Raw genomic sequence first — 18,210 nt, forward strand, 5'->3', positions numbered from 1 at the left:
CATGAAAAAGACATTCGTCGGTATTGCATTGGGTAGTCTGATGGCGCTGAGCGGTAGTTTGCAGGCTGCCGATTATGTGATCGACAAGGAAGGCCAGCACGCCTTTATCAACTTCAAGATCAGTCACCTGGGCTATAGCTGGTTGTATGGGCGGTTCAACGATTTTGACGGCACTTTCAGCTGGGACGCAGACCAGCCCGAGGCCAGTGCGGTGAACGTCACCATCAATACCGCCAGCGTGGACTCAAACCACGCGGAGCGTGACAAACACCTGCGCAGTGATGACTTTCTCAATGTGGCCGAGCATCCGCAGGCGACCTTCACTTCCACAGCAGTGGAGATGACCGGTGAAGATACAGCGCAGGTAACCGGTGATCTGACGCTGAATGGCGTCACCAAGCCCGTCGTATTGGACGCCAGATTCCTGGGTGAAGGTGAAGATCCCTGGGGCGGTTACCGTGCCGGTTTTGAAGGCACCACCACCTTGCGTTTGAAGGATTTTGCTATTCCGATGGATCTGGGCCCGGCCTCCCAGGAAGTGGAATTGATGCTGACGGTGGAAGGTATCCGTCAGTAATGATCTGAGCCTGTTTCAAGGTCATATTCTTGTCGCCAGCCAACCCGGTCTACTCCCCTGTGGATCGGGTTTTTTGTGTATTGACGAACGCTTTTGCCGGCCCATCACCGGGCTGCACTCAGTGCATCTCGATAGGTGCTGGCCTCCGCCAGCAGCCAATCCCTGAACCCTTGCAAGGTGGCTGATTCGGCCTTGCGTTCGGGAATGGCAAGGTAGTAGGCGTTGTTGCTTTCAAAGCTGTGCGTGCAAGGGTTGATCAGCTTGCCGCTCGCCAGCTCCTCACGGATCAGAAAGGGTGGAATCAGGGCAATGCCCATGCCGTGCATGGCGGCTTGGCCAAGCATGGAAAACAGCTCCAGCCGGGTCCCATTCAGATCGTGTTCGACACGCATGCCGAGTGAAGCAAACCACTGCCGCCAGGCATAAGGGCGGGTGGTCTGTTGCAGCAACGGCAGCTGGGCAATTTGCTCTGGGGTCAGTTCGCTGGCCGGCGCGATCAGCGCCGGACTGCAAACCGGTACCGGGGATTCGTGCATCAGGAAATGGGCTTCGGTCCCTGACCAGTCGCCATCACCGAAGTAGATGGCAGCGTCGAACTCGGTATCAGCAAACAGAAACGGGCGGGTGCGGTTGGTCAGGTTGACGGTGACATGCGGATGTTGCACAAGAAAGCTGTTCAATCGCGGCAGTAGCCATTGCGTGCCGAAGGTCGGCACCAATGCCAACTCAAGCGTGGCAGTGCCCTGGTTGCCCATCACCGACAGGGTGTCGCGCTCTACGGCATCCAGCCCGTTGGCGATGCGTCGGCTGTAGGTCTGCCCGGTTTCAGTCAGCTTGACGCCTCGCCGGGTGCGCCGAAACAGCTGCACATCGAGAAACTCCTCAAGATTGGCTATCTGGCGGCATACTGCGCTCTGCGTCAGCGCCAGCTCTTCCGCCGCTTTGGTAAAGCTCTCATGCCGGGCGGCAGATTCGAAACAGATCAAGGCCTGGGTCGGGGGGATTTTGCGGCGCATAGTGGCATCCTTCGGATGGTTGCAGCCTAAATGCCAGACGCTGGAAGATGACTCTTTGTGCGTGGCTGGAAGGTTTGTGTTCTCGTTAGAGCCTTGAAGTGAGCCACTTCGCCTGTGTCAGTCCTCCAGCCTTTGGCATCAAGCCTGCAACGGCTGTTAATGATTTCGGAGTTCCAATTTAGCACAAGTTGCTGCGAAAAACGCGTTTGCCTGTCGTGGCTGTGGCGACTAGTCTTAATAGCACTTGAATCAGGGCATCTTGCGCCTGAATTACCCGTCACTGTCTGGAGTTACCCATGGCCGAATCAAAAGCAAGTTTCAACTGGGAAGATCCGCTGTTGCTGGATCAGCAATTGACCGAAGAAGAGCGCATGGTGCGAGATTCGGCCGCCCAGTACTGCAAGGAAAAGCTGATGCCACGGGTGCTCAACTCCTTCCGCAATGAAGAAACGGATATCGCCATTTTTCGTGAAATGGGCGAGCTGGGTCTGTTGGGCGCCACCATTCCCGAGCAGTACGGCGGCAGCGGCCTGAACTACGTGTGCTACGGCCTGATCGCCCGTGAAGTAGAGCGGGTGGATTCCGGCTATCGCTCGATGATGAGTGTGCAGTCGTCACTGGTCATGGTGCCGATCAATGAGTTCGGTAGTGAAGAGCAGAAAATGAAATACCTGCCCAAACTGGCCAGCGGCGAGTGGGTAGGCTGCTTTGGTCTGACCGAGCCGAACCACGGCTCCGACCCGGGCTCCATGGTGACCCGTGCCCGCAGCGTTGACGGCGGTTACAGCCTGAAAGGCGCCAAGATGTGGATCACCAACAGCCCGATTGCGGATGTGTTTGTGGTTTGGGCAAAGACCGATGACGACAAGATTCGTGGCTTTATTCTCGAGAAGGGCATGCAGGGCCTGAGCGCCCCGGCGATCAAGGGCAAGGTCGGTCTGCGTACTTCGATCACCGGTGAGATCGTGATGGAAGATGTGTTTGTGCCGGAAGAGAACATGCTGCCGCATGTGAGCGGCCTGAAAGGTCCCTTTACCTGCCTCAACTCGGCCCGTTACGGGATTTCCTGGGGGGCTTTGGGTGCCGCCGAGTTCTGCTGGCACACCGCGCGCCAGTACACTATGGATCGTATGCAGTTCGGTCGCCCGCTGGCGCAAACCCAGCTGATCCAGAAGAAGCTGGCCGACATGCAGACCGAAATCACCATGGCGCTGCAAGGCTGCCTGCGGCTGGGCCGGATGAAGGATGAAGGCACTGCAGCGGTGGAAATCACCTCGATCATGAAGCGCAACTCCTGTGGCAAGTCGCTGGATATTGCCCGGGTTGCCCGCGACATGCTGGGTGGTAACGGCATCTCCGATGAGTACGGCGTGATCCGTCATGTGGTCAACCTGGAAGTGGTCAATACCTACGAAGGCACCCACGATGTCCATGCCTTGATTCTGGGTCGGGCGCAGACGGGGCTGCAGGCGTTCTTTTAATGCCTGACGTCTTCCGCGGGCTGAAAGCTGGAAGGTATGGGGCGTGGTGTTGATTGGACTGCGGCGCTTGGTTAGACAACGTCCCACCAGGGCAGCCGCTCCAGGTACGCGCCATGCTTGACCTTCCAGCCTCTAGCCTCAAGCTTGCAGCGAAGGTCTCCACCCTTCATTTCGCTGCTACCTGTTTCTGAGGTGTCCGTTGTGTCTGCTTTATCTGGCTTGCGTGTCCTCGATCTGTCCCGCATTCTGGCCGGCCCCTGGGCGGGGCAGTTGCTGGGTGATCTGGGTGCGGATGTGGTCAAGATCGAACGCCCGCAGGGCGGCGATGATACGCGTGCCTGGGGGCCGCCATACCTGAAGGACAGCGCCGGATGCGACACCTCGGAAGCAGCCTATTTCCTCAGTGCCAACCGCAACAAGCGTTCGCTGGCAATCGACTTTACCCAGCCAGCCGGTCAGGCTGAGCTGAAGCGTCTGGTGGCCAAAGCAGATGTACTGATCGAGAACTTCAAGGTCGGCGGCCTGGCGGCCTATGGGCTGGACTACGCCAGCCTGCAGGCACTCAACCCGCGGCTGATCTATTGCTCGGTCACCGGGTTTGGCCAGACCGGGCCTTATGCCGCCCGGGCCGGTTACGATTTCATGATCCAGGGGTTGGGCGGCTTGATGAGTGTGACCGGGCAGCCCGACGGTGAGCCGGGTGCCGGGCCGCTCAAGGTCGGGGTTGCGCTCACCGATGTGTTGACCGGCCTTTACGCCAGCAACGCAATTCTTGCGGCATTGGCCGAGCGCGAGAAAAGCGGTCTGGGTCAGCATATCGATCTGGCACTGCTGGACGTGCAGGTCGCCAGCCTGGCCAATCAGGCACTGAACTACCTGACCACCGGCCAGGTACCGCAGCGCCTTGGCAATGCCCATCCGAACATTGTGCCCTATCAGGATTTTCCCACCGCAGATGGCAATGTCATTCTTACCGTCGGTAACGACAGTCAGTTCCGCGCCTTCGCCGCTGCTGTCGGGCAGGCGCAATGGGCGGATGATCCGCGCTTTGCCAGCAATGCATCCCGGGTCGCCCATCGCGACGAATTGATCCCCTTGATCCGCCAGCAAACGGTGTTTCGTACCACGGATGAGTGGGTCCGTTTGTTGCAGGAGGCGGGGGTGCCCTGTGGGCCGATCAATGATCTGCAGCAGGTATTCGCTGACTCGCAGGTGCAGGCCAGGGAGTTGCTGCTGCCGATGCCGCATCCGCTGAGTGGCCAGGTCAGCCTGGTGGCTAATCCGATCCGTTTGTCACGCACACCGGTCAGCTATCGCCATGCGCCCCCACTGCTGAACGCCGATGCCGCCGCTGTGCGAAGAGACTGGTTGGGCGACAGTGAGGTATGAGCCAGCCTGATGGCCACCCGACACGCGGTGCCGTGGTGGCCAGAGATGAACTCATGTCGGAATCAGTAATACCGGTTGGCGGCTTTCGCGTACAACGGATTCTGCGGTGCTGCCAATCAACAGATCCTGGATTGGGGTATTGCCGCGCTTGCCGATAATCAGGAGTGCAGCCTTTTCCTCGCTGGCGGTTTTGACGAGCTGGTCGGTTGCGTCGCCCTTGAGACGGCGTGTAGCAACATTGCTGAACGCGCTACTCAGGTTGCTCAGGCTGCGATGGGCTTCTTCTTCGTCATCGTGTTCGTCAGCATCCACCCACAAGGCCAGGCCATGGTTGCCCTGCCGGACAAAGCCTTCGAACCAGTGTTGGGCCGCTTTGGCCGGTGCCGAACCATCGGTGCCCAGAATGATCGGGGCGCCGGGTTCGGCAATGGCGCCGTCACTGGCGATTACCAGCAATGGAATTCGGGTCATGCGCGCCAGGTTGATGACAATATTGCCGATGAGGACTTCGCGGCTGGCGGAATGGCTGCGATTCAGGGCAATGATGCCGTCGGCAGCGCGGGTTTTGGCCACCTCGAGAATTTCCGAGGCGGCAAAACCACTGCGGACAACATAGTCGACAGCAATGCCCAGATCGGCGGATAGCTGCTCGGCCAGATGCTTCAGATGGCCTTCTGCGGCACCGGGCTGGTCACGCGTGCGCTGACGCTTGAAGCTTTCAACCACATGCACCAGGGTTAAATGTTCCAATCCAGCCAGCAATTTTATCGCTGGCAGGTACTCCAGCGTCCGGTCCCATTCCGGTGAATAATCCACTCCGACAATACAATGCTTCAGCATGGGGCATCTCCTGATTGTCTGTCATTGCTTTCTTGCAGTGTGGCATCAGCGGGAGATTTTTCCATGATCTGGGTCAGCTTCAGTCGGATGGCCTTAACGGCAATCGGCGGCTACCCAGCGAGCAATTTCGGTATGACGGGTTTCAACCTGCCCGGTCATGTCCTGCATGCCGGGTGGTAGTTCATTTGACTTGGTATTCAGTGTGCCGTTACCCGTGAAGGTGTGGCGCATCTCACGCGCACTGGTCATAACGACCTCACCCTCAATATCTCCGGTAAAACCTTCCTCACCATCACAGGTGCCGGCAAATGCCAAGCGGTCGCCACCGCGTTCGGTCAATTCAATGCTGCAGCCGGGCATGTCGCGCAGAAGGTCTTGCAGCAGGGCGTCGGCATCGGAAAAGGTAGCCAGATCATCGTTGGTGACGCATTCGTGATTCACCTGATCCTCATCCTGCTGCATCATGGCTTCCATCATTGCCCGTTGTTCTTCCGGCAACTGGCTGAGGGCCTGGCGCTGGGCTTCGCGAATCGCGGACATCATGTCCTGACCATTGATCAGAGTGGTGGTTTCAACCTGCCACAGGCCGGTTTCCGGCAATGGCGAGATATCCTGAGCCTGGGCGTTGAGCAGAATACCGCCAGCCAGGCAGGCGATAAGGGATTTGGTAGCTGACTGCCACATGGGGCAACTCCTTTTGGTCGTGGGTTGGTGCAGGGCCCTGACGGCCGCTGACATCTGACTATAGGAGTTTGTTGGACTACCGGCAACTGTGTGGGAGAGAGGGTGTCGGCGCCAGATCAAGCTGGCGCCGGTATAGACGCTGTCTCAGCCGCCAAACAGGGCCGGCTTTTCCTGACCCTTGCGGCGATTGTTGCGCGCCGGCTTTTCTTCCGGATCGGGAACGGCGCGATTGCCGAAGGCTTGCAGACGGCGCTCGCGCGCTACGGCGTCATCGGGCTCACTGATCACCGGCCGGGCGGCACGTTGCGGACGGCGCGGCTGATTGCTGCGTGGCTGGTCAGCAGGCCCTTTGGCCGGCTTGGGCCCTTTCGGTCCGTTGCGCTTGCCGTTGGCAGCGCGGCCTGGTTGCTGGCCGTTTTTGCTGCTGTCGGCATTGCGCTTGCGGCTGGGTTGATTGCCACGCGGGCGATCCGAACGTTCAGCGCGTTCAGGGCGATCATTGTTCAGATCATTCTGAGTGGGTGCGACAAAGCCCAGGTCATCCCCCGTCTCGATCTGCTGGCGAGTCATGCGTTCGATAGATTTGAGCAGTTTTTCTTCATCAGGACTGACGAGGGAAACAGCTTCGCCGCTGCGTCCGGCTCGGCCAGTACGGCCGATGCGGTGAACATAATCTTCGGATACATTGGGCAGCTCGAAGTTGACCACGTGGGGCAGTTGGTCGATATCCAGACCGCGGGCGGCGATATCGGTGGCGACCATGATCCGCAGGGTGCCGGCCTTGAATTCCTTGAGCGCTTTGGTGCGGGCGCTCTGGCTCTTGTTGCCATGGATGGCTGCGGCGGTCAGGCCCTGTTTGTTGAGGTACTCAGCGAGGCGGTTGGCACCATGCTTGGTGCGGGTAAACACCAGTACCTGTTCCCAGGCGCCCTGGGTAATCAGGTGGGCAAGCAGGGCACGCTTGTGGCCTGACTGAATACGGAATGCTTTCTGCTCGATGCGCTCTACCGTGGTGTTCGGTGGCGTGACTTCGATGCGTTGCGGATCATTCAGCAACCGGTTGGCCAGTTCGGTAATCTCTTTCGAGAAGGTTGCGGAGAACAACAGGTTCTGACGCTTGCCGGGCAAACGGGCAATGACTTTTTTCACGTCATGAATAAAGCCCATGTCGAGCATGCGGTCGGCTTCGTCAAGGACGAGGATTTCCACTTGCGACAAGTCGACCAGTTTCTGGTTGGCCAGGTCGAGCAGGCGACCAGGGCAGGCAACCAGGATGTCCAGGCCGGGTGCAATCGCGCGAACTTGCGGGTTGGGGCCAACACCACCGAACACGCAGGCGCTTTTCAGCGGCAGCTCTGTCGCATAGTCGGTGATGCTTTCGTGTACCTGGGCGGCCAATTCACGCGTCGGGGTCAAAACCAGTGCGCGGACCTGACGAGGTTTGCGCACGTGGCCGCTGGGCTGGCCATTGGGAAACAGCAATTCCAGCATTGGCAGGGCGAAACCGCCGGTCTTGCCGGTGCCGGTTTGTGCAGCGACCATCAGGTCGCGGCCTTGCAATACGGTAGGGATGGCTTGCAGTTGAACAGGTGTAGGCGTTGTATAGCCGGTGGTTGCCACGGCACGCAACAATGCGTCGGACAAGCCGAGAGAAGCAAAGGACATTCAGATAAACCCTGTGATGGCCGTTTGCGAACTGGAATCTGTCCGTGCGGCCGAAATTGAAGAAAGTGGAGTATAACACAGCTTGTAGCGGGCAGGGGCTTGCTGACCAGCCGCTCAAGGCTGGAAGGTCAAGAGCGCAGTCGCTGTGTTGCCCGTGTGCAAGACCTGCTGTGCAGAGTATGCGCAGTGCCGACACAGCAGCGTCTAGCCTTCCAGCTTCCAGCGGCGCGCAGTGCCTTTTAGCCCCGCAGATTGCGCCACACTGCCAGGCTGGCTTCTGCCTGGTTCAGGGTATAGAAGTGCAGGCCGGGTGCACCGCCGTCGAGCAGGCGCTGGCACATATCGGTGATGACATCGGTGCCGAAGGCGGCAATGCTGTCGCTGTCGTCGCCGTAGGCTTCCAGCTGCTTGCGGATCCAGCGCGGTATTTCCGCGCCGCAGGCATCGGAGAAGCGCGCCAGCTTGCTGTAGTTGGTGATGGGCATGATACCGGGAATGATCGGAATATCCACACCGGCCTTGCGTACGCGCTCGACAAAGTGGAAATAGCAATCAGCGTTGAAAAAGTACTGGGTGATGGCGCTGTCGGCACCCGCCCGGGCTTTGCGCACAAAGTTGGTCAGGTCCTGCTCGTAATTGCGTGCCTGCGGGTGCGCTTCCGGGTAGGCGGCAACTTCGATGGTGAAATGGTCACCGGTTTCGGCGCGAATGAACTCGACCAGTTCATTGGCGTAACGCAATTCACCTGAGGCCTGGCCCATGCCGGACGGCAAGTCGCCACGCAGAGCAACAATGCGTTGAATGCCCGACTCGCGGTACTGTTGGAGCAGGCTGCGCAAGTCTTCCTTGCTGTCCCCAACGCAGGACAGGTGCGGTGCGGTGGGCACTTTGACCTCCTGGTCGAGCTGCAGCACGGTGTTCAGTGTGCGATCACGGGTCGAACCGCCGGCACCATAGGTGACGGAGAAGAATTCGGGGTTTTCACCGGCCAGTACATGGGCAGCGGCAATCAGTTTGGCATGCCCGGCGTCGGTCTTGGTCGGAAAAAATTCGAAGCTGACCGGGGCAGAGGGGGATGTCATTGTAAGTTACCTTGTAATGGGCTGAAAGCCTGACGCTGGAGGCTGGAAGGTCAGGCTCGGTGATGTTGTGACAGCCATGCAGGTAACCAGTAATGCAGGTCTTTTGCCCGGTCGACACAACAGCTACGATCTTTCCCTTCCAGCCGTCAGTTTCACGCTTTCAGCGGCTGTCTATCAAATCAGCCTTGAACGGCTTTTAACCCTTTAGTAACGGTAGCTGTCAGGCTTGAAAGGCCCTTCGACGTCAACGCCGATGTAGTCGGCCTGAGTCTTGGTCAAGCGGGTGATGACGCCACCGAAGCCCTTGACCATTTCCAGTGCGACTTCTTCATCGAGTTTCTTCGGCAGCACCATCACGGTGACGTTGCTGGTCTTCTCGACGACCGGCAGATCGGCAAACTTTTCGTTGTACAGGTGGATCTGGGCCAGCACCTGGTTGGCGAAGGAGCCATCCATGATCCGGCTCGGGTGGCCAGTGGCGTTGCCCAGGTTAACCAGCCGGCCTTCAGCAAGCAGGATCAGGTAGTCATCATTCTCGACATCTACATTCGGGCCGGTGCGGTGGATCTTGTGCACCTGTGGCTTGACCTCTTCCCAGCCCCAGTGCTTGCGCATGAAGGCAGTATCAATCTCATTGTCGAAGTGACCGATATTGCAGACGATCGCACGCTTCTTCAGTGCCTTGAGCATGCCGGCATCACACACATTGGCGTTACCGGTAGTGGTCACGATCAGATCGATCTTGCCCAGCAGTGCGCTGTCGACGCTGGCGTCGGTGCCATCGTTGATGCCGTTCTTGTAGGGCGATACGACTTCGTAGCCATCCATGCAGGCTTGCATGGCGCAGATCGGGTCGCATTCGGTGATCTTGACGATCATGCCTTCCTGGCGCAGCGAAGCGGCTGAGCCTTTGCCAACATCGCCATAGCCGACGACGAGCGCCTGCTTGCCGGACAGCAGGTGATCGGTTGCACGCTTGATGGCGTCGTTGAGGCTGTGGCGGCAGCCGTACTTGTTGTCGTTCTTGCTCTTGGTCACCGAGTCATTGACGTTGATCGCGGGGATCTTCAGGGTGCCTTTTTTCAGCATATCCTGCAGGCGGTGTACGCCGGTGGTGGTCTCTTCGGTGACGCCGTGTACGCCCTCGAGCACCTGCGGGTATTTATCATGCAGGATCTGGGTCAGGTCACCGCCATCATCCAGAATCATGTTGGCATCCCAGGGCTTGCCATCTTTCAGGATGGTCTGCTCGATGCACCATTCGTACTCTTCCTCGGTTTCACCTTTCCAGGCAAAAACCGGAACGCCGGCAGCGGCGATTGCAGCAGCGGCCTGATCCTGGGTCGAGAAAATATTGCATGATGACCAGCGTACTTCGGCACCCAGCGCGGTCAGGGTTTCGATCAGTACAGCGGTCTGGATGGTCATGTGGATGCAGCCGAGAATCTTGGCACCCTTGAGCGGCTGCTCGGTCTTGTATTTGCGACGCATGGCCATCAGTGCCGGCATTTCCGATTCGGCGATGATGATTTCGCGGCGGCCCCAGTCGGCCAGCGACATATCGGCAACCTTGTAGTCTTTGAATTCTTTGTCGTTCATTACGGCACTCATTGGCGATTACTCCATTCGTAGTTAGCGAATGGGCGCGGTTCTTTCTGTACACTGCCCGCCGAGCCTGACGACAAACCTGTCGCTGCAGCGCCCCTCGGTCGGGGTGTGTTGCAAACTGTGTGCGGCTGCCGCCGCCCCGACGTGCAAGGGTTATTCTTGCATCGCCGTGGAAAGCCCGATCAGTCGACTGTCAGTACTTTCCATCCATAACCTGTTCGGATGAAACAATGTCACACGTATCACCCCTGAAACTGCTCGGACTGACCACCCTGTCAATCCTCTTGACTGCCTGTGGCAGTCAGTCGGCCGATCCGGATTCGCCGGAAGGTCAACGCCAGGCTGACTTCAAGCGCATGCTCAACAGCAGCGAGTCGCTGGATGGCATGTTGCGTGGCCGCCTGGCATTTGATGCCGATATCTTCGCTGCCCATGTGCAGCGACTGGTCGAACTCACCGATGCGCCCTGGGAATATTTTCCCGAGCCGGACGATTCTCGCCAACCCAATGCTGCGCGGCCCAGTGTCTGGTCCGATGCGGCCGGTTTTGCTGACGCCATCGAGCGCTATCAGCAAGCCGTTGCCGAGCTGGCGGTAGTCACCGCCGAACAGGGCAATGAACCTGATGCCTTGCTTCCGGCGTTGACCGGGGTCCAGCAAGCCTGTCGTGGCTGTCACGACGATTATCGCCGCTAGACACGAACCCCTGTCGTTGTGAGAGCCGTCAGGCCCGTGGCAATCCAGCGTCGGCACGCAGGGCTTCGGCCTTGTCGGTTTTTTCCCACGGGAAAGCGGTGAAAGTGTCGCCTTTCACGGTCATTTCGTAGGGGGTGCGACCAAAGTGACCGTAGGCCGCAGTGGCTCTGTACATCGGGTGCAGCAGGTCGAGCATGCGGGTGATCGCGAAGGGACGCAGGTCAAAGTGCTGCAGCACCAGCTGGATGATTTTCTCGTCGCTCAGCTTGCCGGTACCGAAAGTGTTGATCGATACCGAGGTGGGCAGGGCAACCCCGATGGCGTAGGACACCTGGATCTCGCACTTGTCAGCCAGGCCGGCGGCAACCACATTCTTGGCGACATAACGGCCGGCGTAGGTGGCGCTGCGATCAACCTTGGACGGGTCCTTGCCGGAGAAGGCGCCGCCGCCATGGCGGGCCATGCCGCCGTAGGTGTCGACGATGATCTTGCGCCCGGTCAGGCCGCAATCGCCCACGGGTCCGCCGATGACGAACTTGCCGGTCGGGTTGATATGGAACTGGGTGTCGGCATGCAGCAGTTCTGCCGGAATCACCGGCTTGATGATTTCTTCCATCACTGCTTCGCGCAGGTCGGCCTGGCTGATGTCGGGGTTGTGCTGGGTCGACAGCACGATGGCGTCGACGCCTGTTACCCGGCCGTTTTCATAGCGGCAAGTTACCTGGGACTTGGCATCCGGGCGCAGCCAGGCGAGGGTGCCATTCCGGCGAGCTTCAGCCTGACGCTGGACCAGACGATGGGAGAAGGTGATCGGAGCCGGCATCAACACGTCGGTTTCGTTGCTGGCATAACCAAACATCAGGCCCTGGTCACCGGCGCCCTGATCTTCCGGTTTTTGCCGGTCAACACCCTGGGCAATGTCAGGAGATTGCTTGCCGATGATATTGATCACACCACAGGTGGCGCCGTCGTAACCGACGTCGGATGAGGTGTAGCCAATGTCGCAGATGACGCCGCGTACCAGGTCTTCCAGATCAACCCAGGCACTGGTGGTGATTTCTCCGCCGACGATGGCCACCCCGGTCTTGACCATGGTTTCGCAGGCCACCCGGGCATACTTGTCTTCCGTGAGGATGGCATCGAGGACGGCATCGGATATCTGGTCAGCCAGCTTGTCCGGATGGCCTTCGGAAACGGATTCAGAGGTGAAGATGGAATAATCGCTCATGCTGGAGTTCCTGTTGCGCGAAGGACATGGGAGTCGGGTTTGCTGAAAGCTTGCAATTGCAACTGAAAGCCGTTGCGCAAGCCGATGTATTGGCTGGCATCAACGTGCAGGCCGGCTTGCTCTGCCCACCAGGACAGATCCGCCTGGTCAAAACCGAGCCAAAGATCGCCGCAGGTGTCGCGGACCCAGCTCTGATCGTGACGACAAAGCTCGGTCAGCACCAGTCGCCCGCCGGGTTTCAGGAAACCGGCCAGCTGCTGCAGGGCGTCGGCCGGAGCCGGCATGTGGTGCAGCACCATATTGCTGATCAAACAGTCGGCAGCCGGCAAGTTCTGAGCCTGCAGAGCGTCGGCAAGCAGGCATTCAACATTGTTCAGTTGCGCCTGCGTACAGAGCAGGCGTGCTCTGTCGAGCATTGCCGGTGCATTGTCCAGAGCAATGACACGCTGGAAGCGTGCAGCCAGGTCGGGCAGAAAGTCACCTTCGCCGGGGCCAATTTCTATTGCCAGGGCGTGCGCCGGCAGCTGCAGGCTGTCAATCAGGGCCACCAATGGCTCACGGTACTGGCTGATATGCGCCAGCAGGTCGTCCTGCGCTGGTGGGCCGTCGGCAAAGCGGGAAAAAAACTGTTCCGACAGGGCGCTGCGTTGACGATGAACCTGGCGGATGCCATCGGCCAGTTCAGCATCCAGCGCCAGAGCATCAAGCCCGGCCAGCAGCTGTTCATGTACCCGGCACCAATGGCTGTCACCCGCGGGCAGGCTGCGCCGATAAAAAATCGAATTGCCCTCGCGGCGGGTAATTACCAGCCCGGCTTTGGCCAGCACCTTGAGGTGGTGGCTCATGCCTGACTGACGCATGGCGAAAATTTGCGCCAGTTCGAGCACGCCGAAAGAGTCATTGCGCAAGACGCGCAGAATATCCAGGCGCAGCGTGTCGCCGGTTGCCTTGCACAGGGCAGCCAGAGCATCAGTGGCGGCACCCGGCAAGGGTGCAAGTTGGGCGACAGTGTTCATGCAGGCAAGTGTAGGGATGGTCGTAGCGCGATGCAACATCTATATCAAAGTTTTTTGATATAGATGTGTCGGTGTGTTGCCTTTCGTCAGTCGGCGGGTTGGCGATTCCCGCCACGCTGGGGGTTTTCATTGCCCGGCGCGGCCATTTGCGCGAAAATGCCGGGCTTCGCGGGCCAAGATGCCCGCTGCAACGATTTGCCAGTCAATCACAGGAGTTACACATGCCCAGCCGTCGTGACCGCGCCAATGCCATTCGTGCCCTCAGCATGGATGCCGTGCAGAAAGCCAAGAGCGGCCATCCCGGCGCGCCAATGGGGATGGCGGATATCGCCGAAGTCCTGTGGCGTGACTACCTGAAACACAATCCAGCCAATCCGAAATTTGTTGATCGTGACCGCTTTGTGCTGTCCAACGGCCACGGTTCAATGTTGATTTATTCCTTGTTGCATCTGACTGGCTATGAATTGTCGATCGCTGATCTGCAGAGTTTCCGTCAGCTGCACAGCAAGACCGCTGGTCACCCGGAATACGGTTATGCCCCCGGCGTGGAGACTACTACCGGGCCATTGGGTCAGGGGCTGGCCAATGCGGTCGGCATGGCGATTGCCGAGAAAGTACTGGCTGCGCAGTTCAATCGTGACCAGCACCAGGTTGTTGATCACTTTACCTACGTCTTCATGGGTGATGGCTGCCTGATGGAAGGTATCTCGCATGAAGTCAGTTCACTGGCCGGCACTTTGGGCCTGGGCAAGCTGATTGGTTTCTATGATGACAACGGTATTTCCATCGATGGAGAGGTGGAAGGCTGGTTTACCGATGATACGCCCCAACGTTTCGAGGCCTATGGCTGGCAGGTGATCCGCAATGTCGACGGCCATGATGCCGAAGAGATCAAGATCGCAATCGACACGGCGCGCAAGAATACCAGTCAGCCGACCTTGATCTGCTGCAAGACGGTGATCGGGTTCGGTTCGCCGAACAAACAGGGCAAGGAAGACTGTCACGGTGCGCCACTGGGGGATGAGGAAATTGTCGCTACCCGCGCGGCGTTGAACTGGCCGCATGGTCCGTTCGAGATTCCGGCCGAGATCAAAGCCGAATGGGATGCCCATGAAGCCGGTGCTGCGGCAGAGGCAGCCTGGAATGAGCGTTTTGCTGCCTATGCAGCCGCTTATCCAGAGCTGGCGGAAGAACTGCAGCGCCGTCTGGCGGGTGAACTGCCGGCTGACTTTGCCGAAAAATCGGCAGCGTATGTGTCTGCTGTGGCGGAGAAGGGTGAAACCATCGCCAGTCGCAAGGCCAGCCAGAACAGCCTGAATGCCTATGGCCCCTTGTTGCCGGAACTGCTGGGTGGTTCGGCCGATCTGGCTGGCTCCAACCTGACCCTGTGGCAGGATTGCAAGGGCGTCAGTGCCGATGATGCCAGCGGCAACTACCTGTTTTATGGCGTGCGTGAGTTCGGCATGAGCGCAATCATGAACGGTATTGCCTTGCATGGCGGTTTTATCCCTTACGGTGCGACCTTCCTGATCTTTATGGAATACGCGCGCAATGCGGTGCGCATGTCGGCACTGATGCGCCAGCGGGTGCTCTATGTGTTCACCCACGACTCCATCGGTTTGGGTGAGGATGGTCCGACCCACCAGCCGATCGAGCAGCTGGCCAGCTTGCGTTCAACGCCGAACCTGGATACCTGGCGTCCGGCTGATGCGGTCGAATCGGCGGTGGCCTGGAAGTACGCAATCGAGCGAGCCGATGGCCCCAGTGCGCTTGTCTTCTCGCGCCAGAACCTGCCGCACCAGAGTCGTGATGGTCAGCAATTGGCGGATATCGCGCGCGGTGGTTATGTGCTCAAGGACTGCGCCGGTGAGCCCGAGTTGATTCTGATCGCGACCGGCTCTGAAGTGGGTCTGGCGATGGATGCCTGTGAAAAACTGACGGCGGCGGGTCGCCAGGTGCGGGTTGTATCCATGCCTTCGACCAGCGTATTTGATCAGCAGGATGCGGCATACAGGCAGTCGGTTCTGCCGCTGGAAGTGGGGGCGCGGATCGCAATCGAAGCGGCGCACACTGACTTCTGGTACAAGTACGTGGGACTCGACGGCCGCATTATCGGTATGCAGACCTTCGGCGAATCAGCGCCGGCTGCTGCGCTGTTCGAGGAGTTCGGCTTTACCCTCGATAATGTACTGGCAGCAGCGGAAGAGCTGTTGGAGGATTGAACAACCGCTTAAGGCTTGAGGCTACAGGGCTGGAAGGTTGAGGTGAGTGTGGTTGGGTGGAGCGTGCGTTGGTCAGAGATTGCAGACCCTTTGCACTGTCCAGACAAACATGCCAATCCCGACCTTCAAGCCTTAAGCCTTAAGCCTTAGCCCTTAGCCCGTAAACCCAACGACCGGATTAACCACTACTACCTGATGGCCACCATGCCCCCAACACCTCGCCCGCCTTTTCGCCTCGCCCTGAACGGCTACGGTCGTATCGGGCGTTGCGTGCTGCGTGCGCTGTATGAGCGTGGCTGCGAGGGTTTGCAGGTGGTGGCGTTGAATGATCTGGCCGACCAGGCCAGCATTGAGTATCTGACCCGGTTTGATTCTACCCACGGGCGCTTTCCCGGCGAGGTCAGCGTGGTGGATGACTGTCTGCATATCAACGGTGATTGTGTACAGGTTCTGCGGGCGGCTGATCCGGAGGGGGTCGATTGGGCGGCGCTGGAAGTGGATCTGGTGCTGGAGTGTTCCGGCCAGTACACCACGCGTGAGCAAGCACTGCGTTTTACCCATGCCGGGGTGCCTCGGGTACTGTTTTCACAGCCGATGGTCTGCGAGCAGGCTGTGGATGCGACGGTGGTATACGGGGTCAATCAGCAATTGTTGAACGCTGAGCAGCGGCTGGTTTCCAATGCGTCATGTACCACCAATTGCGGGGTGCCATTGCTGAAGCTGCTGAATGAGCAGATCGGCCTGGAGTATGTGTCGATCACGACGATTCATTCGGCGATGAATGATCAGCCGGTGATTGATGCCTACCATCATGAGGATTTGCGCCGCACACGTTCGGCCTTTCAGTCAGTGATTCCGGTGTCGACGGGGTTGGCGCGGGGAATTGAGCGCTTGTTGCCGGAATTGGCGGGGCGTATTCAGGCGAAGGCGATCCGGGTGCCGACGGTGAATGTGTCGGCGCTGGATATTACCTTGCAGACCAGTCGGGATACGACGGCGGCTGAGGTGAATGCGCTGCTCAAGGCGGCGGCTGAGGGTGAGTATGCGGGGCTGCTGGATTACACCGAGCTGCCCCACGCCAGTTGTGATTTCAATCATGATCCGCATTCGGCAATTGTGGATGGCAGTCAGACGCGGGTGTCCGGGCCGCGCATGGTGAATCTGCTGGTGTGGTTTGATAATGAGTGGGGCTTTGCCAACCGGATGCTGGATGTGGCGGGGTATTGGTTGCGGCGGTGTGAGTCCGAGTGACCGATTGACGATTTTGAGATGGTTGTGGCTGCAGGTGCGTCCTGGGGTGCCATTGCCGGACAGCTACCATGGACACGCTGCAAGTACGTCCATGTAAGCTCGTCGATAGCCGTCCCTGACTATCGACGGTCCATGATAGCTGTCCGGCAATGGCACCTTTTAATGTTGGCGGTGGCTTCAGGCAACCCAGCAAGATTTAAACTGAGTTTGATTCAAGGAGCCATAAATGAGCGTATTGACCATGCAGGAGCTGGACCTCAAGGGCCAGCGGGTACTGATTCGTGAAGACCTGAACGTGCCGGTCAAGAATGGCAAGGTAGCCAGTGATGCGCGGATTGTTGCTTCATTGCCGACCATCAAGCTGGCGTTGGAGAAAGGCGCGGCGGTGATGGTGTGCTCTCACCTGGGCCGGCCGGAAGAGGGGGTGTTCAGTGAAGAGAACAGCCTGGCACCGGTAGCAGCCTATCTGAGCGAGGCGCTGGGCCGTGAGGTGCCGCTGGTGCGTGATTACCTGGCTGGTGTTGAGGTCAAGCCCGGTGAGGTGGTGCTGCTGGAGAATGTGCGCTTCAATAAGGGCGAAAAGAAGAATACCGATGAGCTGGCGCAGCAGTATGCGGCACTCTGTGATGTCTTTGTGATGGATGCCTTTGGCACTGCGCACCGGGCGCAGGGTTCGACCCATGGCGTGGCCAGGTTTGCCAGGGTGGCCTGTGCCGGCCCCTTGCTGGCGGCTGAACTGGCGGCATTGGCCAAGGCGCTGGACAAGCCGGCGCGACCAATGCTGGCGATTGTTGCCGGTTCCAAGGTGTCGACCAAGCTGGATGTGCTGAATTCGCTGTCCGAGAAGTGCGATCAACTGATTGTGGGTGGTGGCATTGCCAATACCTTCCTGGCGGCAGCCGGCTACCCGGTGGGCAAGTCCTTGTATGAGGCCGATCTGGTGGATACCGCCAAGGCGATTGCGGCCAAGGTGAGTGTGCCCTTGCCGACTGATGTGGTGGTGGCCAAGGCCTTTGCCGAGGATGCCGAGGCGACCGTCAAGGCGATTGCCGATGTAGCTGAAGATGACATGATTCTGGATATCGGCCCGCAGACGGCACGGGTGTTCGGCGAAATGCTCAAGGCATCGGGGACTATTCTGTGGAATGGCCCGGTCGGGGTGTTCGAGTTTGATCAGTTTGGTGGCGGTACCGAGGCGTTGGCCAAGGCGATTGCGGCCAGTGAGGGCTTTTCGATTGCCGGCGGTGGCGATACGCTGGCTGCTATCGACAAGTACGGAGTGGCCGCGCAGATTTCCTACATTTCCACTGGCGGTGGCGCTTTCCTCGAGTTTGTCGAGGGCAAGGTGTTGCCAGCGGTCGAGATTTTGCAGCAGCGCGCCAAGGCGTAAAGCCACTATAGGCTGAAGGTTTGAAGAGTCGGGCGCTGTATTGGTTGCTCAACAGCGAGTAAGCCT

14 protein-coding genes, 1 pseudogene and 1 riboswitch are annotated in these 18,210 nt (G+C 58.9%); of the genes and pseudogenes, 7 read left to right on the forward strand and 8 right to left on the reverse strand.

What is annotated here, in order from left to right:
- Nucleotide 1: 1 nt before the first annotated feature.
- On the forward strand, nucleotides 2–577 hold the full coding sequence (locus BLU07_RS00385) for a YceI family protein (protein ID WP_092383060.1): 576 nt from the start codon (nucleotides 2–4) through the stop codon (nucleotides 575–577).
- 104 nt (nucleotides 578–681) lie between these two features.
- Here BLU07_RS00385 and BLU07_RS00390 read toward each other — a convergent pair whose 3' ends face one another.
- On the reverse strand, nucleotides 682–1,593 hold the full coding sequence (locus BLU07_RS00390; RefSeq protein WP_092383062.1) for a LysR family transcriptional regulator: 912 nt from the start codon (nucleotides 1,591–1,593) through the stop codon (nucleotides 682–684).
- 296 nt (nucleotides 1,594–1,889) lie between these two features.
- Between BLU07_RS00390 and BLU07_RS00395 the strand changes: the two genes are divergently transcribed.
- The gene (locus BLU07_RS00395) at nucleotides 1,890–3,074 is read left to right on the forward strand and encodes an acyl-CoA dehydrogenase (protein WP_092383064.1); all 1,185 of its coding nucleotides are present in this window, start codon (nucleotides 1,890–1,892) and stop codon (nucleotides 3,072–3,074) included.
- 201 nt (nucleotides 3,075–3,275) lie between these two features.
- Nucleotides 3,276–4,463: a CaiB/BaiF CoA transferase family protein gene (locus BLU07_RS00400; protein ID WP_092383066.1), complete on the forward strand. Its 1,188-nt coding sequence runs from the start codon at nucleotides 3,276–3,278 to the stop codon at nucleotides 4,461–4,463.
- Between the two features lie 51 nt (nucleotides 4,464–4,514).
- Here the strand turns inward: BLU07_RS00400 and BLU07_RS00405 are convergent, their stop codons facing one another.
- The 5 genes and pseudogenes from BLU07_RS00405 to ahcY all read right to left on the reverse strand — a co-directional run bounded on the left by BLU07_RS00405 (nucleotide 4,515) and on the right by ahcY (nucleotide 10,345).
- Nucleotides 4,515–5,303 (reverse strand): universal stress protein, encoded by a 789-nt coding sequence (locus BLU07_RS00405; RefSeq protein ID WP_092383068.1) that lies wholly within the window; start codon nucleotides 5,301–5,303, stop codon nucleotides 4,515–4,517.
- Between the two features lie 93 nt (nucleotides 5,304–5,396).
- Nucleotides 5,397–5,987, reverse strand: coding sequence for a DUF3617 family protein (locus BLU07_RS00410; RefSeq protein ID WP_157719024.1), 591 nt, complete (start codon nucleotides 5,985–5,987; stop codon nucleotides 5,397–5,399).
- Nucleotides 5,988–6,164: 177 nt separating this feature from the next.
- Nucleotides 6,165–7,652: pseudogene (locus BLU07_RS00415) on the reverse strand (DEAD/DEAH box helicase); the annotation flags it as partial.
- Between the two features lie 239 nt (nucleotides 7,653–7,891).
- Nucleotides 7,892–8,734 carry a methylenetetrahydrofolate reductase [NAD(P)H] gene (gene metF / locus BLU07_RS00420; protein WP_092383072.1) on the reverse strand — a complete coding sequence of 281 codons (843 nt, stop codon included), beginning with the start codon at nucleotides 8,732–8,734 and terminating at the stop codon, nucleotides 7,892–7,894.
- A 204-nt stretch (nucleotides 8,735–8,938) separates the two neighbouring features.
- The gene (gene ahcY, locus BLU07_RS00425) at nucleotides 8,939–10,345 is read right to left on the reverse strand and encodes an adenosylhomocysteinase (RefSeq protein ID WP_092383074.1); all 1,407 of its coding nucleotides are present in this window, start codon (nucleotides 10,343–10,345) and stop codon (nucleotides 8,939–8,941) included.
- Between the two features lie 23 nt (nucleotides 10,346–10,368).
- A riboswitch (S-adenosyl-L-homocysteine riboswitch) is annotated at nucleotides 10,369–10,447 on the reverse strand.
- A gap of 125 nt (nucleotides 10,448–10,572) precedes the next feature.
- Here ahcY and BLU07_RS00430 point away from each other — a divergent pair.
- Complete coding sequence (locus tag BLU07_RS00430) at nucleotides 10,573–11,037, forward strand: c-type cytochrome (protein ID WP_092383076.1); 465 nt, start codon at nucleotides 10,573–10,575, stop codon at nucleotides 11,035–11,037.
- A gap of 28 nt (nucleotides 11,038–11,065) precedes the next feature.
- Here BLU07_RS00430 and metK read toward each other — a convergent pair whose 3' ends face one another.
- Together metK and BLU07_RS00440 are read right to left on the reverse strand one after the other, a co-directional pair.
- Nucleotides 11,066–12,265 (reverse strand): methionine adenosyltransferase, encoded by a 1,200-nt coding sequence (metK, locus tag BLU07_RS00435; RefSeq protein WP_092383078.1) that lies wholly within the window; start codon nucleotides 12,263–12,265, stop codon nucleotides 11,066–11,068.
- Nucleotides 12,262–13,281, reverse strand: a complete 1,020-nt coding sequence (locus BLU07_RS00440) for an ArsR/SmtB family transcription factor (RefSeq protein ID WP_092383080.1) — start codon at nucleotides 13,279–13,281, stop codon at nucleotides 12,262–12,264. Before BLU07_RS00440 ends, metK begins: the two co-directional genes overlap by 4 nt.
- 221 nt (nucleotides 13,282–13,502) lie before the next feature.
- On the opposite strand from BLU07_RS00440, the gene tkt reads away from it, so the two are divergent.
- The 3 genes from tkt (at nucleotide 13,503) to BLU07_RS00455 (ending at nucleotide 18,144) form a co-directional block, all read left to right on the forward strand.
- Complete coding sequence (gene tkt / locus BLU07_RS00445) at nucleotides 13,503–15,503, forward strand: transketolase (RefSeq protein WP_092383082.1); 2,001 nt, start codon at nucleotides 13,503–13,505, stop codon at nucleotides 15,501–15,503.
- A 204-nt stretch (nucleotides 15,504–15,707) separates the two neighbouring features.
- Nucleotides 15,708–16,754, forward strand: a complete 1,047-nt coding sequence (gene epd / locus BLU07_RS00450; protein ID WP_092389472.1) for an erythrose-4-phosphate dehydrogenase — start codon at nucleotides 15,708–15,710, stop codon at nucleotides 16,752–16,754.
- Nucleotides 16,755–16,980: 226 nt separating this feature from the next.
- Complete coding sequence (locus BLU07_RS00455; RefSeq protein ID WP_092383084.1) at nucleotides 16,981–18,144, forward strand: phosphoglycerate kinase; 1,164 nt, start codon at nucleotides 16,981–16,983, stop codon at nucleotides 18,142–18,144.
- Nucleotides 18,145–18,210 lie beyond the last annotated feature (66 nt).

It is taken from the genome of Halopseudomonas salegens, from assembly GCF_900105655.1.
GTDB classification, from domain to species: domain Bacteria; phylum Pseudomonadota; class Gammaproteobacteria; order Pseudomonadales; family Pseudomonadaceae; genus Halopseudomonas; species Halopseudomonas salegens.

What these genes read in the sequence shown, in the direction of transcription:
- BLU07_RS00385 (WP_092383060.1), top strand. Translation starts at nt 2, where the DNA reads ATGAAAAAGACATTCGTCGGTATTGCATTGGGTAGTCTGATGGCGCTG.
- BLU07_RS00390 (WP_092383062.1), bottom strand. Translation starts at nt 1,593, where the DNA reads ATGCGCCGCAAAATCCCCCCGACCCAGGCCTTGATCTGTTTCGAATCT.
- BLU07_RS00395 (WP_092383064.1), top strand. Translation starts at nt 1,890, where the DNA reads ATGGCCGAATCAAAAGCAAGTTTCAACTGGGAAGATCCGCTGTTGCTG.
- BLU07_RS00405 (WP_092383068.1), bottom strand. Translation starts at nt 5,303, where the DNA reads ATGCTGAAGCATTGTATTGTCGGAGTGGATTATTCACCGGAATGGGAC.
- BLU07_RS00410 (WP_157719024.1), bottom strand. Translation starts at nt 5,987, where the DNA reads ATGTGGCAGTCAGCTACCAAATCCCTTATCGCCTGCCTGGCTGGCGGT.
- metF (WP_092383072.1), bottom strand. Translation starts at nt 8,734, where the DNA reads ATGACATCCCCCTCTGCCCCGGTCAGCTTCGAATTTTTTCCGACCAAG.
- ahcY (WP_092383074.1), bottom strand. Translation starts at nt 10,345, where the DNA reads ATGAGTGCCGTAATGAACGACAAAGAATTCAAAGACTACAAGGTTGCC.
- BLU07_RS00430 (WP_092383076.1), top strand. Translation starts at nt 10,573, where the DNA reads ATGTCACACGTATCACCCCTGAAACTGCTCGGACTGACCACCCTGTCA.
- metK (WP_092383078.1), bottom strand. Translation starts at nt 12,265, where the DNA reads ATGAGCGATTATTCCATCTTCACCTCTGAATCCGTTTCCGAAGGCCAT.
- BLU07_RS00440 (WP_092383080.1), bottom strand. Translation starts at nt 13,281, where the DNA reads ATGAACACTGTCGCCCAACTTGCACCCTTGCCGGGTGCCGCCACTGAT.
- tkt (WP_092383082.1), top strand. Translation starts at nt 13,503, where the DNA reads ATGCCCAGCCGTCGTGACCGCGCCAATGCCATTCGTGCCCTCAGCATG.
- epd (WP_092389472.1), top strand. Translation starts at nt 15,708, where the DNA reads ATGCCCCCAACACCTCGCCCGCCTTTTCGCCTCGCCCTGAACGGCTAC.
- BLU07_RS00455 (WP_092383084.1), top strand. Translation starts at nt 16,981, where the DNA reads ATGAGCGTATTGACCATGCAGGAGCTGGACCTCAAGGGCCAGCGGGTA.